The 14,095-nt window shown below is 72.8% G+C and carries 11 protein-coding genes; 5 read left to right on the top strand and 6 right to left on the bottom strand.

The window, feature by feature from the left end; translation table 11 throughout:
• Positions 1-405: 405 nt before the first annotated feature.
• Complete coding sequence (locus ASC60_RS03935; protein ID WP_055546621.1) at positions 406-1,683, bottom strand: hypothetical protein; 1,278 nt, start codon at positions 1,681-1,683, stop codon at positions 406-408.
• A gap of 194 nt (positions 1,684-1,877) precedes the next feature.
• On the opposite strand from ASC60_RS03935, the gene ASC60_RS03930 reads away from it, so the two are divergent.
• Positions 1,878-4,712 (top strand): helicase C-terminal domain-containing protein, encoded by a 2,835-nt coding sequence (locus ASC60_RS03930; protein WP_370592882.1) that lies wholly within the window; start codon positions 1,878-1,880, stop codon positions 4,710-4,712.
• Positions 4,713-4,728: 16 nt separating this feature from the next.
• On the opposite strand, the gene ASC60_RS03925 is transcribed toward ASC60_RS03930, so the two are convergent.
• Positions 4,729-5,427 carry a VanZ family protein gene (locus ASC60_RS03925; RefSeq protein WP_370592868.1) on the bottom strand — a complete coding sequence of 233 codons (699 nt, stop codon included), beginning with the start codon at positions 5,425-5,427 and terminating at the stop codon, positions 4,729-4,731.
• Between the two features lie 376 nt (positions 5,428-5,803).
• On the opposite strand from ASC60_RS03925, the gene ASC60_RS03920 reads away from it, so the two are divergent.
• Both ASC60_RS03920 and ASC60_RS03915 read left to right on the top strand, forming a co-directional pair.
• The gene (locus ASC60_RS03920; protein WP_055546617.1) at positions 5,804-7,453 is read left to right on the top strand and encodes a DNA repair helicase XPB; all 1,650 of its coding nucleotides are present in this window, start codon (positions 5,804-5,806) and stop codon (positions 7,451-7,453) included.
• Between the two features lie 612 nt (positions 7,454-8,065).
• Positions 8,066-10,081 carry an ATP-binding domain-containing protein gene (locus ASC60_RS03915; RefSeq protein WP_370592867.1) on the top strand — a complete coding sequence of 672 codons (2,016 nt, stop codon included), beginning with the start codon at positions 8,066-8,068 and terminating at the stop codon, positions 10,079-10,081.
• Positions 10,082-10,236: 155 nt separating this feature from the next.
• Here ASC60_RS03915 and ASC60_RS03910 read toward each other — a convergent pair whose 3' ends face one another.
• Positions 10,237-10,965 (bottom strand): copper homeostasis protein CutC, encoded by a 729-nt coding sequence (locus ASC60_RS03910; protein WP_055546615.1) that lies wholly within the window; start codon positions 10,963-10,965, stop codon positions 10,237-10,239.
• 70 nt (positions 10,966-11,035) lie between these two features.
• Here ASC60_RS03910 and ASC60_RS03905 point away from each other — a divergent pair, with 70 nt between their 5' ends.
• A complete protein-coding gene (locus ASC60_RS03905) occupies positions 11,036-11,683 on the top strand; it encodes a hypothetical protein (RefSeq protein WP_055546613.1) in 648 nt (215 codons plus the stop codon).
• 30 nt (positions 11,684-11,713) lie between these two features.
• Here ASC60_RS03905 and ASC60_RS03900 read toward each other — a convergent pair whose 3' ends face one another.
• Positions 11,714-12,415, bottom strand: coding sequence for an SDR family NAD(P)-dependent oxidoreductase (locus ASC60_RS03900; protein WP_055547215.1), 702 nt, complete (start codon positions 12,413-12,415; stop codon positions 11,714-11,716).
• Between the two features lie 72 nt (positions 12,416-12,487).
• On the opposite strand from ASC60_RS03900, the gene ASC60_RS03895 reads away from it, so the two are divergent.
• Positions 12,488-13,372, top strand: coding sequence for a LysR family transcriptional regulator (locus ASC60_RS03895; protein WP_055546611.1), 885 nt, complete (start codon positions 12,488-12,490; stop codon positions 13,370-13,372).
• 168 nt (positions 13,373-13,540) lie between these two features.
• On the opposite strand, the gene ASC60_RS03890 is transcribed toward ASC60_RS03895, so the two are convergent.
• Positions 13,541-13,753, bottom strand: coding sequence for a DUF397 domain-containing protein (locus ASC60_RS03890; RefSeq protein WP_234356766.1), 213 nt, complete (start codon positions 13,751-13,753; stop codon positions 13,541-13,543).
• Between the two features lie 84 nt (positions 13,754-13,837).
• Complete coding sequence (locus ASC60_RS03885; RefSeq protein WP_055546609.1) at positions 13,838-14,086, bottom strand: hypothetical protein; 249 nt, start codon at positions 14,084-14,086, stop codon at positions 13,838-13,840.
• Positions 14,087-14,095: the final 9 nt, after the last annotated feature.

Raw genomic sequence — 14,095 nt, 5'->3', positions numbered from 1 at the left:
GGCGGCGGATGACCGGGGCGCGGCGGACGGCACGGCTACGGATGACCCGGCGGTGGGCGACGCGGGGACGGATGACGCGGCAATGGGCGACGCGGCGGTGGGCGCCGAGCGCGGCTAGGGGTGCCGCGGCGGTGGACGCCAAGCGCGGTTGGGGCGCTGCCGCGGCGGTCGGGGCCGAGCGCGGCTAGCGTACGCGGACGAGGTGCCGCGGCGGTGGGCGCCGAGCGCGGTTGGGGCGCTGCCGCGGCGGTCAGGGCCGAGCGCGGCTAGCGTACGCGGACGGGGCGACGCGGCGGTCGGGGCCGTCCGCGGCTAGCGTACGCGGACGGGGCGACGCGGCGGTCGGGGCCGAGCGCGGCTAGCGTACGCGGACGAGGTGCCGCGGCGGTCGGGGCTGGGCGGCCGCTAGCCGGTTCCGCCGCGTCGGCGCGCCCGCCACACCAGGAAGAGCACCGTGGCGACGGCCGCGCCGCGCACGACCACCGGCCAGGTCTCGGTGAGCACGTCCTTCATCCCGTCCTCCGGGATCGGGTCGCCCCACTTGTCGCTGGTCCGGCCCCACAGCCAGACCATCGCCCCGGCCGCCACCAGACCGGGCATGCCCATCACCGCCCACTTCGCCTCGGCGCGGGACAGCTTGCCGGTGCTGTACGTGAGCACCCAGCCGAAGGCGAGCAGGACGATGTTGCCGATCACGGCGCCCGCGATGAGCAGCGCGATCGCGAGCAGCAGCACCGGGCTGAGTCCCGCCGCCCAACCGGCCCGAACGCCCGCCGCGCCGGTGCCGCCCTCCGCCCCGGCGGACTTGCCGGGGCCGAGCAGGGCACGGCGCACCAGACCGCGCCGACGCGCCCCCTTCCCGCCGGTGTCCGCCCCGGCGCCCTCGACGGCCTCGGCCGCTTCGGCCTCAGCCGCCTCCTCCGCCGCGCGCTTCTCGGCCTCCCGCTTCTCCCGCTGCTCCTGCTCGGCCGTCTTGCCGTTGCCGAGCAGTTCGGGCAGCTCGATACCGCCGACGAATCCCTCGACGAACCCGAACTGGCCGTCCGGATGCTCGGGCTGGGCGAACGGGCCGGGCTCCACGTGCCACCAGTCGGGATTGGACTCGCGCGGGCTCAACTCGTCCTCACCCGCCAGATGAGGCGGGGACGCGGCGGCGGACGAGCGGCCGGGGGGCTTCGCCCTGGGGGCTTCCGGCGCCTCGGGGGTCACGGGCATGTGCTTGGCGAGGGAGAGCGGGGTGTCACCGCCCGACGTGCCGTTCGGCTCGCGCGGCGAGGGCACCTTGTTGCTGAGACCGGTGCGTTCGGCGAGCCCGGCCAGCTTGTCGCGGGCCGCCCGCGCCGCGCCCGACGTACGCGTACTCTCCCCGGCCTGCCCGCCGCCGGAGCCGCCTGAACCACCGGCCCCGCCAGAACCGCCAGAACCACCGGACCCACCAGACCCACCGGACCCACCGGACCCACCCGCGGCGGCGACCACCTCGGCGGGCGTGCCCAGCTTGGCCAGAATCCGCTTCACCCCGGCCGGGCTGTCCGTACCGCCCGTTGACCGCCGGTGGTCGATATCGGCCCGCAGTCCGGAGACCAGCCGCATCCGTTCGCCGGACGGCAGACCCTGCTGCTGAGCCAGGTCCCCGACACGGCTCAGATAGTCGTAGACGAGCTTTTCGCTCTCGATCCCCACCAAGACCCCTGAGAATGCGCATGGTCGGCGTGCCAGACGGCACGACGGTACCGTGCGGAGGCTGGATTCCGCCGCACCCCCGACGCCCGGCACCCCCGGGTAGTGTGGATCGAATGAGCAGCTCGCGTAATCGGGAGGCATGCGTGACCGCAGGGACCGGCCCAGACGCCAGCGGCCGCGCGGCGCCCCGCACGCTGGCCGAGGAGCTGCGCACGCGCCCCGACGAAGCCCTCGCCGCGCTGCTGCGCGCCCGCCCCGACCTGCTGTCCCCCGTCCCGGGCGACCTCACCCAGCTCGCCACCCGGGCGGGCACCCGCGCCTCGGTCGTACGGGCGGTCGAACGGCTCGACCGCTTCGCCCTCCAGACCGCCGAGGCCCTGGCGGTCGCGCCGGACCCATGCCCGTACGAGACGCTGAGCGCCCTGATGACGGGGGACGACGACGCCGCTGCCTCCGCCGATGACCCTGCTGCCGCTGACCCCGCCACTGCTCCTGCCGCCGCTGCCCCCGCCACTGACCCCGCTGCCGCTGACCGCGCCACTGCTCCTGCTGCCGCTGACCCCGCCACTGCTCCTGCCGCTGCTGACCCCGCCACTGCTCCTGCCGCCGCTGCCCCCGCCACTGACCCCGCCGATGACCCCGCTGCCGCTGACCCCGCTGCCGTGCTCCGCGACCGGGTCGCCGCCGAGCTGCCGCGCGCCGTCGCCACGCTGCGCGCGCGGGCGCTGGTCTGGGGCGGGGACGACCGGCTCCGCCTGGTCCGTACCGCCCGCGAACTGCTCGCCCCCTCCCCCGCCTCCCCCTCCCCGACCGGGCTCGGGCCCACCGTGCACGAGGCCACGGCCGGGATGTCGCCGGGTCGGCTTCAGGAACTGCTGGCGGCGGCCGGGCTGCCGGCCACCCACGATCCGGTGACGGCCGTCGCCGCGTTGACCGAGCTGTTCGGCGACCGCGACCGGATGGCGGCGCTGCTCGCCGAGGCACCCGACGAAGCGGCCGCCGTGCTCGCCAAGCTGACCTGGGGCCCGCCGTACGGGGAGGTGTCCGTCGCCTCCCCCACCCCGCCCGTCGCCTGGCTGCTGGACCGCGGTCTGCTGCTGCCGTCCGGGCCGCGCAACGTCGTCCTGCCCCGCGAGGTCGCCCTGCATGTGCGCGGCGGCCGCGCCCACCGCGCCCCCGAGCCGGTGGCCCCGTCCCTGGCGTCCACCGCCCAGCACGATCCACAGGCTGTGGACAAAGCAGCGGCCGGGCAGGCGTTCACCGCCCTGGCGACCGTCGAGGAGCTGCTGGGCGAATGGGAGAGCTCCGGGCCGCCGGTGCTGCGCGCGGGCGGGCTGAGCGTGCGCGACCTCAAGCGGACCGCCGTCGCGCTCGACGTCTCCGAGCCGGTGGCCGCCTTCTGGATCGAGCTGGCGTACGCGGCCGGGCTGCTGGCCTCCGACGGCGAGACCGACGAGCGGTACGCGCCCACCCCCGCGTACGACGACTGGCTGCGGCTGCCCGCCGAGCAGCGCTGGGCCGCGCTCGCCATCGCCTGGCTCGCCGCGACCCGTACGTCGGGCCTGGTCGGCGGGCGTGACTCCAGGGGCCGTACGTTCTCCGCCCTCGGCGCCGACCTGGACCGCTCCCCTGCCCCCGAGGTCCGCCGCCGGGTCCTCGAACTCCTCGCCACCCTCCCACCCGGCGCCGCCCCCGACCCCGACACACTGCTGACCCGACTCCGCTGGGAACGCCCGGCCCACCGGGCCCCGGCCGGCGCGGCGGGCCCTGCGGTGGCTACGGGGGCTACGGGGGCTACGGGGGCTACGGGGCTGACCGCCCCCTCCCCCACCAGCAGGGGCGATCTGCGGTCACGGCTGGCGCGCTGGACCCTCGGCGAGGCCGAACTGCTCGGCATCACGGGCCGCGCCGCACTCTCCGCCCACGGCCGCGCGCTCCTCGGCCCGGCGGCCGAAGGGGCAACGGATCCGGCCGCGGCAGCCACCGGGTCCGTCACGACCCCCACCGGGTCCGTCACGACCCCCGCCGAGTCCGCCACAACCCCCGCCGAGTCCGCCGCCCTCGCCGCCGAGGCCGGGCGGCTCCTCGCCCCGCTGCTCCCCGAACCCCTCGACCACGTACTCCTCCAGGCCGACCTGACCGCCGTCGCCCCCGGCCCGCTGGAGCGGCCGCTCGCCGACGCGCTCGGCATCCTCGCCGAGGTCGAGTCCAAAGGCGGCGCGACCGTCTACCGCTTCACGCCCGCCTCCGTACGCCGCGCGCTCGACGCCGGGCAGGCCGCCGACAACCTGCACACCTTCCTCGCCGCGCACTCCCGCACCCCGGTGCCTCAGCCCCTCACCTACCTGATCGACGACATCGCCCGTAAGCACGGGCACCTCCGCATCGGCGCGGCCTCCGCCTATCTGCGCTGCGACGACGAGGCCCTGCTCGCCGAGATCCTGGCCGACCGCCGCTCCGCGGGCCTGCGGCTGCGCCGCCTCGCCCCCACCGTGCTGGCCGCCCAGGCGCCGCCGGACGCACTGCTGGAGGGCTTGCGCGCCATGGGGTACGCACCGGCGGCCGAATCCGCCGAGGGCGACGTCCTGGTCACCCGCGCCGAGGCCCAGCGCACCCCGCCCCGTACGCCGCCCGCCCCGGTCCCGGACGGCCCGCCCGTCCCCGACGCCACCCTGCTGGGCGCGGCGGTACGCGCCATCCGCGCCGGCGACCTCGCCGCGACCGCGCCCCACAAGCCCCCGGCCAGCACGGCCGCCACCGCCGCCACCTCTGCTCCTGCGACCGGCGGCCGTCTCCCCCGCACCACCTCCGCCGACACCCTCGCCACGATGCAGGCCGCCGCCCTCACCGGCTCCGCCGTCTGGATCGGCTACGTCAACGCGGACGGCGCCGCCAGCCAGCGCGTCATCGCCCCGGTCCGCGTCGAGGGTGGCTACGTCACGGCGTACGACCACACCGCCGACGAGGTCCGTACGTACCCGCTCCACCGCATCACCGGCGTCGCCGAACTGGCCGACGAACCGGGCTAGTAGGCGCCCCGTCCGCTCAGGCGGAGCTGCCCCGCCGCTGCCACCAGTGCCGACGGCGCGGGTGGAGGGCGTGACCGAGGCGGCGGCCGATGAGGACGTAGCCGAGCAGGGCGCCCGAGGTGTTCAGGATGACGTCATCGACGTCGAAGGCCCGGCCCTCGACGATCAGTCCCTGTGCCGTCTCGACCATCACCATCACCAGCGACGTCACCAGCACCACCCGCACCGCGCCCCGCGCCTTCGGCACGAGCATCGGCAGCAGCACCCCGAAGGGCGCGCCGAGCAGCACATTGCCGCCGATCTGCTTCACCGTGTCCCGGAAGGCGGGCTGGTTGACGTAGGCGCGCAGCGAATCGCCGGGGCGCAGATTGGTGTGCACGAGATCGCTGGACCCCGGCGACGGCACGAGCGTGGCCTTGGCGAGCGCCGCCGCGAACCCGACCATGCAGACGAACGCCAGCAGCAGCACCAGCACCCGACCGGCGCGGGAACCGAAGGAATCGCGCTGCAGGGGCGGGGACGCCGAGGGCGCGGCGGGGGCGGGGGAACTCTGCGGCTTACGGCCGGCAGCCTTGGCGGCCGCCGCACCGGTCTTCTTGGCGGGCACGGGCACGCCGAACGGCTTCTTCTTCGCCGCCCCGGCCGCCGGGCCGCCCGGCTTCTTCTTCGCCGCCCCGGCCGCCCCGCCACCCGGCTTCTTCTTCGCGCCCGACAACTTCGCTCCGGCCGATGCCCCGGCCTTCCCCTTCGAAGCGCCCGTCGCACCCGTCGCACCCGTCGCACCCGTCGTACTCTTCGCGCTCTTCGCGCTCTTCGCGCTCTTCGCGCTCTTCGCGCTCTTCGTAGGCGCACTCTTTGTCGACGCACTCTTTGTCGACGTCCGCTTCATCGTCCGCCGGATCTCCCACCCAGCGATGCTGATCACAGCGACCTACCTCCCACCCTCGTTCCGGCCCTCTTCTGTGTCCCCGCTTGCCCCTAGCCATGCGGAGTATCCCTGTGGCCCTCCGCCAGGTACGACCGATGAGGGACACTGGGTCTTTGGCCCCGACGGCACGAAGGCCTCCGGCGACACGAAAGGACTTAGGCGCGTGAACGGACCGCTCATCGTCCAGAGCGACAAGACGCTCCTGCTCGAGGTCGACCACGAGCAGGCGGAAGCGTGCCGCCGCGCCATCGCTCCCTTCGCCGAGCTGGAGCGCGCCCCCGAGCACATCCACACCTATCGGGTGACCCCGCTCGGCCTGTGGAACGCGCGTGCCGCCGGGCATGACGCCGAGCAGGTCGTGGACGCGCTCGTGGAGTTCTCGCGCTACCCCGTACCGCACGCCCTGCTCGTCGACGTCGCCGAGACGATGGCCCGCTACGGGCGGCTGCGCCTGCTCAAGCACCCCACGCACGGGCTGGTCCTGGAGACCAGCGACCGCCCCGTGCTGGAGGAGATCCTGCGGTCGAAGCGGGTCCAGCCGCTGGTCGGGGCGCGTATCGACCCGGACACGGTCGTCGTCCACCCCTCCGAGCGCGGCCAGATCAAGCAGACGCTGCTCAAGCTGGGCTGGCCCGCCGAGGACCTGGCCGGTTACGTGGACGGCGAGGCGCACGCCATCGAACTGCGCGAGGACGGCTGGGCACTGCGTCCGTACCAGACGCAGGCCGTCGAGGGGTTCTGGCACGGCGGCTCGGGCGTCGTCGTACTGCCCTGCGGGGCCGGGAAGACGCTGGTCGGGGCAGGTGCGATGGCCACCGCGAAGTCGACCACGCTGATCCTGGTCACCAACACCGTCTCGGCCCGCCAGTGGAAGCACGAGCTGATGCGCCGCACCTCCCTCACCGAGGAGGAGATCGGCGAGTACAGCGGTACGAGGAAGGAGATCCGCCCGATCACCATCGCCACGTACCAGGTGCTCACCACCAAGCGGAAGGGCATCTATCCGCACCTGGAGCTGTTCGACTCCCGCGACTGGGGTCTGATCATCTACGACGAGGTGCATCTGCTGCCCGCGCCGGTCTTCAAGTTCACGGCGGACCTGCAGGCCCGCCGCCGCCTCGGCCTGACCGCCACGCTCGTACGGGAGGACGGCCGCGAGTCCGACGTCTTCTCGCTCATCGGCCCCAAGCGCTTCGACGCGCCCTGGAAGGAGATCGAGGCGCAGGGTTACATCGCGCCCGCCGACTGCGTCGAGGTCCGCGTCAACCTCACCGAGACCGAGCGGCTGGCGTACGCGACCGCCGAGACCGAGGAGAAGTACCGCTACTGCGCCACCACCGCCTCCAAGCAGCGGATCACCGAGGCGCTGGTGGCCAAGCACAAGGGGCAGCAGACGCTGGTCATCGGCCAGTACATCGACCAGCTGGACGAGCTGGGCGAGCATCTGGACGCGCCCGTCATCAAGGGCGAGACGACCAACGCGCAGCGCGAGAAGCTGTTCAACGCCTTCCGGGAGGGCGAGCTGTCCGTCCTCGTCGTCTCGAAGGTCGCCAACTTCTCCATCGACCTCCCCGAGGCCACCGTCGCCATCCAGGTCTCCGGCACGTTCGGCTCCCGCCAGGAGGAGGCCCAGCGGCTCGGCCGGGTGCTGCGGCCGAAGGCCGACGGCCACCCCGCGGTCTTCTACTCGGTCGTCGCGCGCGACACCATCGACCAGGACTTCGCGGCGCACCGCCAGCGGTTCCTGGCCGAGCAGGGGTACGCGTACCGGATCGTGGACGCGAGCGCGCTGCTCGCCGACGAGGACGTCTGAAGAGGCCACCCGCGCCCATGACGTGTGTCGTGGGCGACCGGTGATGGCGGACCCTGCCCCCAGCGGCCCCGGCCCGGAAGAATCCGAAGCCGGAAGACACACGGCAGCGGCAGGTGCGACGCCGTCATAAACCGTTCGCGCACCGTCCACGCCCTGGCTACAATCCCCCGTCTGCCGCCTCCCGCCGGGGAGAGCCGCCGCCCGGACGGAAACCGGTCGGCATCTCGTCGGTACGTACCGCCGTACGTACCGACGTACGAACCGCCGTGCCGCAACCCGCTTCGTGTACCCGCCGGAGGCTACGCCGTGCCCTCGCACGCCCCTGACCAGCCAGAACCTCTGACAGAACCTCTGACAGAACCTCTGACAGGCCCACTGGCAGAACCGCTGACCGACGCCCTGCCGGACTCCCTGCCGGACTCCCTGCCGGACCCGCTGCCAGAACCGCTGACGACCGGCCCGCTGCCAGAACCGCTGCCAGACGCCCTGCGGGACCCGCTGCCAGAACCGCTGACGACCGGCCCGCTGCCAGAACCGCTGCCGGACCCGCTCGCGAACCCCCTGGCGCGGGAACGCGCCCATCTCGCCGCCTCCCGCGCCGCCCTGCGCGCCATGCGCGCCGACGTGGAGGCCCTCGACCTCCGGGACGTCGCCGCCAACTGGGTCAATGCCGCAGCCCTGCACCACCAGGTCGCCGAACGCATCAAGGCCCTCGCCGACCTCTCCCACACCCCGCTCTTCTTCGGCCGCCTCGACTATCTGCACGCACCGGGCGCGGAAGCGGCGGAGGAGGTCGACGGCAAGTACGCCGCCGGAGGCGGCTCGACGGACACTTTCTACATCGGCCGCCGCCATGTGCACGACGCCGACGGCGACCCCATGGTCATCGACTGGCGCGCCCCCGTCTCGCAGCCCTTCTACCAGGCGTCCAAGAAGACGCCCATGGACATCGCGCTGCGCCGCCGCTTCGGCTACACCGGCGGGGAGTTGACCGCGTACGAGGACGAAAAACTCTCCGACCCCGCCGAGGAAGAGCAGACCAGCAAGCTGCTCCAGTCCGAGATCGAACGGCCGCGCGTCGGCCCCATGCGGGACATCGTCGCGACGATCCAGCCCGAACAGGACGAGATCGTCCGCGCCGGAATCGGGGGCACCGTCTGCGTCCAGGGGGCGCCGGGCACCGGGAAGACGGCGGTCGGCCTGCACCGGGTCGCCTATCTGCTCTACGCCCATCGCGAGCGGCTGGCCCGCTCCGGCACCCTCGTGGTCGGCCCGAACCGTTCCTTCCTCCACTACATCGAGCAAGTCCTGCCCGCGCTGGGCGAGTTGCAGGTCGCCCAGGCCACCGTCGAGGACCTGGTGGCGCGCCCCGCCACGGGCGTCGAGGTGCGCGGCGCCGACTCCGCCGATGTGGCCCGCATCAAGGGCGACGCCCGCATGGCCGAGGTGCTGCGCCGGGCCCTGCGCTCACACGTCACCCCGCCCATCGAACCGTGCGTCGTGGTCCGCGGCTCGCGCCGCTGGCGGGTGCCGGCGTACGAGATCGAGGAGATCGTGGCGGAACTGCTGGCCCGTGACATCCGCTACGGCGCCGCCCGCGAAGCCCTGCCGCAGCGCATCGCCCACGCCGTCCTCGTCCGCATGGAGCAGGCGGGGGAGGCCCCCGACGACCGCGTGCAGGACGCGGTGGCCCGTAACCCCGCCGTGAAGGCGGCCGTCAAGGCCATCTGGCCGCCCGTCGACCCCGCCAAACTCGTGCTGCGGCTGCTCTCCGACGCCGACTTCCTCGCCGCCCACGCCGACGGCCTCCTCACCGAAGACGAGCAGAAGACCATCCTGTGGGCCAAGCCGCCGCGCAGCGTGAAGTCCGCGAAGTGGTCCCCGCCGGACGCGGTGCTCGTCGACGAGGCCGCCGACCTCGTCGAACGCACGCATTCCCTCGGCCACGTGGTCCTGGACGAGGCGCAGGACCTGTCCCCCATGCAGTACCGCGCCGTCGGCCGCCGCTGCACCACCGGCTCCGCCACCATCCTCGGCGACCTCGCCCAGGGCACCACCCCCTGGGCCACTGACAGCTGGGAGGAGGCCCTCACCCACCTGGGCAAGCCCGGTTCCGCCGTCGAGGAGCTGACCCAGGGCTTCCGGGTGCCGCGCGAGGTGATCGCGTATGCGTCGCGACTGCTGCCCGCCATCGCGCCCGGCCTGTCGGAGGCCACCTCGATCCGCGAGGCGGCGGGCGACTTCGCCGTACGGGCCGTGGATCCGGCGGAACTCGACGCGGCCGTGATCGCCGCCTGCCACGAGGCCCTGACGCACGAGGGCTCCATCGGTCTCATCGCGGCCGACGCCCGCATCCCGGCCCTGGCCGCCGCCCTCGCCGCGGAAGGCCTGGCTCACCTCGCCCCCGGCGAGGAAACCAGCCCCGAGGCCCGGCTGACCCTGGTGCCCGCGACGCTGGCGAAGGGGCTGGAGTACGACTACGTGGTCCTCGACGAACCGGCCGCCGTGGTCGACGGCGAACCCGACGAACGCACCGGCCTGCGCCGCCTGTACGTCGCCCTGACCCGAGCCGTCTCAGGCCTGACGGTGATCCACGCGGCACCCTTGCCGGAGCGACTGGCGTCGTAGCCCCCGCGGTGAGCGGGACTGGGCGCACCTCGAACCGGTCCGCTCAGCCCACCGAAACGGGCCGCTTCAGCCCACCGAACCGGGCCGCTCAGCCCACCGAAACGGGCCGCTTCAGCCCACCGAACCGGGCCGCTCAGCCCACCGAAACGGGCCGCTCATCCCACCGGCACCGGGGCGTCGAGCGCGAGGCGCCACTGCCCGACGGCGACCGCGTCCACCGAACCGTGCCATCCGCCGGGCCGGGCCGCGCTGCCGATGTGAAAGGCGGTGATGCCCGCTGCACGCAGCTCGGAGAGGTGGTCGAGGCGAAGCCCTCCCCCGACCATGATCCGCGCCTCGTACCCCGGCGCCCCGCCCCGCGCGGCCTCTGCCCGGAGGGTCGACAGCCCGTGGTCGACGCCATGGGCGGAACCGGCGGTGAGATACGTGTCCAGTCCAGGCAGCCCGGCCAGCTGCCGACGGAGCACGTCGCGGTCGGCGGCGCGGTCGATGGCCCGGTGGAAGGTCCAGCGGCTCTCGTCCACGCCCGGCCCGGCGCCGATGACCTCGACCAGGGTGGCGATGGCGTTCAGATCCGCCAGACCGTCGGCATCGAGAAAGCCCAGCACGAACTCGTCCGCACCCTCCGCGTGCAGCGCGGCGGCCTTGCGGCACAGCGCGTCGACGGCCGCGGCGTCCCCTGCCGCGAACCCGTCACTGGCGCGGAGCATCACTCGCACCGGCAGATCCACCGCCGAACGGACGGCGGCGAAGGTCTCCCGAGACGGCGTCAGCCCATCGGCGGCCATGTCGGTGACCAGCTCAAGACGGTCCGCGCCTCCGGCCTCTGCCGCGATCGCGTCCTCCGGGTGGAGGGCGATAACCTCGAGAATTGGTCTAGACATGCCGCATAGCTTGCCACACCCCCCACCACCCGCAACCCCGCGCCCCCGCGCACCCCCGCACAATGGGGCCATGTCCGACCACCCCGCGCTCCTCAACCGCTGGGCGCTCCTCCTCAACAGCGCCCGCGACACCACCACCCCCGACCCGGAACCTTACGGTCGCGACCTCCTCTCCCGCTGGGCCGAACCCCAGCGCCGCTACCACACCACGGACCACCTGATCGCCGTACTGGACCGCGTGGACGAGCTGCTGGAACACACCGAGGCGCCCGACCCCGACGCGATCCGCCTGGCCGCCTGGTTCCACGACGCGGTCTACCTCCCCGAGCGCTCGACCAACGAGGAACGCAGCGCCCGCCTCGCCGAACGCGCCCTCCCGGAAGCGGGCGTCCCGGAGGCCCGCGTGACCGAAACCGCCCGCCTCGTCCGCCTCACCACCGACCACGACCCCGCCGAGGGCGACACCAACGGCGAGGTGCTCTGCGACGCCGACCTGGCCGTACTGGCGGGCTCGCCCGAGGCCTACAGTGCGTACGCGGCAGCGGTCCGCGAGGAGTACGCCTTCGTCCCCGACGACACCTTCCGCGAGGGCCGCGCCAACGTCCTCCGCCACCTCCTGGGCCTGCCCTGCCTGTTCCGCACCCCGATCGGCCACGACCGCTGGGAACCGGCGGCCCGCCGCAACATGACCACGGAGCTGAAGCTGCTGGGCGCGTAACACGTACCGTTCGCGGGCGGGTCCGCTACTTCACCACGGCACGACCTGGTCCTGGTAGTTGACGAAGTGCAAGCCCCCCTCCCCGGCGTGCTTCTCGATCGTGTCCACGACTCCGGGGACGCTCTCCTCGATCGTCAGGAGCGCAGCCGGACCGCCCAGCTCGGTCCGCACCCAGCCGGGGCAGAGGAGCAGCATGGTGCGCGGATCGTGGGCGTGGCGCGCGGCGAAGCTGCGCATCAGCTGGTTGAGCGCGGACTTGCTGGCCCGGTAGACCTCGTATCCGGCCCTGTCGTTGCGCGTGAGGCTCCCTTGGGTCGACGACATGACCCCGATCGTGCCGGTCGGCGGGACGACGTCCTGAAGCGCCTCTACTACGCGTATAGGGCTGAGCGCGTTGGTCACCATGACGCGGTTGAACGTCTCGGTCGACACTTCGGTGACCTGGACATCACCGTTGGTGATCGCGGCATTGACGAAGAGCAGGTCGAAAGCCGTGCTGGCGACCCGCGCACGCAGTGCGGCGACCTGCTCGGGCACGGTGATGTCAACCTTCTCGACCGTCAGTCGACCGTCTGCCGAGTCCGCCAGGTCGTGCAGCTCTGTCCGTCCGTCGCCTCGGACGGTGGCTGTCACATTCCACCCACGGGTCAGGTACTCAGCGGCCATTGCCAGCCCGAGCCCGCGGGACGCCCCGATGATGAGGGCGGTGTTCTGCTTTGAGTGATTGGTCATGTACTTGAGGACATCATCAGAGGCCAACGCTCGTCCAAGACCCATTCACCGCCTCATCGATAACCTCCAGGCATGGATCGATTGGAGACGCGGGAGCTGGAGTACTTCCTCACCATCGCCGAGGAACTGCACTTCGGTCGTGCCGCCGCACGGCTGGTGATCGCTCAGCCGGCGCTGTCGAAAGCAATCCGACGGCTCGAACGCCGGCTCGGTGTCCGGTTGCTGGAACGCAGTAGTCGCCGCGTCTCCCTTACGCCGGCCGGAGAGGTTCTCTTCAGAGAAGGGCGGCAAGCACTGGACATGGTGCTGGCCGCGGCCCGCCGCGCCCAGCAGGCCGGCAATCCCGACGCGCGCCTCAGACTGGTGGTGAAACCAGGGGGTGACGGCGGTCTTCTGCCCGACATCCTCGCCTGCTACGAGCAAGAGCCAGACGCACCGGCCGTGGAGGTCCTCTTCGGTGGTGTCGCAAATCGGGCGAACCTGCTGCGTGACGGACGCGCAGACGTGGCGCTGCTGCACACCCCGCACGAGAACATCGACCGGCTTGAGGCCAGGACACTGGTGATCGAGCAACGCGTAGCAGTGCTGCCCGACTGGCATCGCCTGGCAGGGCGAGCGAGTGTGCGCCTCGTCGATCTGCAAGGCGAGACGCTGCCCCGCTGGCACGGCCTGACAGCCGATGGTGCGACCGGGCCCGAAGTCGCCGACATGACCCAGTTGGCGCAGCTGGTCGCCCTTGGACGCACCATCGCGGTCCTACCCCAGTCCTTCGCGGAGTCGTTGGGTCCTGACCTCCTACGCGTGCCCGTGCTCGACGCAGTCCCCAGCACTCTGGTCGTCGCGTGGCCACCGGCCGCTCCCGCGCGGCACGTCGAGGCCTTCGTCCGAGTCGCAAGGACCGTGGCGGCCCGCCGTCACCACACGAACCAAACGCCGGCCAACGCTGAACCCTCCTGACGTGCGAGCACGCTGCCGCTGTGGGTGGCGAGCCCGGGTCACATTGCGGCCTGCCTGCGGCTGCGGCAAGGCCCTGCCGTAGGCGTGTGAGGCGTGCGATCTTCGCGTCCAGGGTTGCCGGGCGATCAGACGTCACTGAACCATCCAGGGCGGCTGCCTCAGGCTGGGTCAAGCGGCGGCGAACGCTCCACGTATGAGAGCGGTGACGAACAACGACCAGCCGTCTGTGGAGACGATCAGCTCCGGGCCGTGCGGGTTCTTGGAGTCACGGACGGGGACGGCGCCGTGGGTCTGGGCGAAGGTGCGGGAGAACTCCACGCATTGGCCGCCACTGGCGTCGCTGTAGGAGGATTTGATCCACTCGGCAGTGGTGAGATCCAAGGCGTTGCGGGTCGCCGAGAGCAGGGGTGGACGACTCCTCGCATATGTCGAGGACGGTGCCCATGAACATGAAGTGGACACGGGTCATCCCGAACGGCGGCCCGGGTAGCGGATCGGCTTGCGGCAATCCGGGGCAGCGGTGGGTGGCAACTGACCATCGAGCGCGTAGCACAGGGCCGCGTGCAGGTGCTCCGCCGCGGTGGGGGTCAGCCGCAGCTCGGCGGTGCCGAGGCGCTGATCGCCTCTGCTGATGTGGAGCGGGAGGGCAAGGCCGCCGTCCTCGATGCGACGCACCTTCCACTCCGGGGCGTGGCTGATCTGCCATTCCGTCATGCTGGTCCC

It is taken from the genome of Streptomyces sp. NBRC 110028 (assembly GCF_001417735.1).
Taxonomy (GTDB): Bacteria; Actinomycetota; Actinomycetes; order Streptomycetales; family Streptomycetaceae; genus Streptomyces.
Note: the sequence above shows the minus strand (reverse complement) of the source record. Positions and strands in the feature narration are given on the sequence as shown.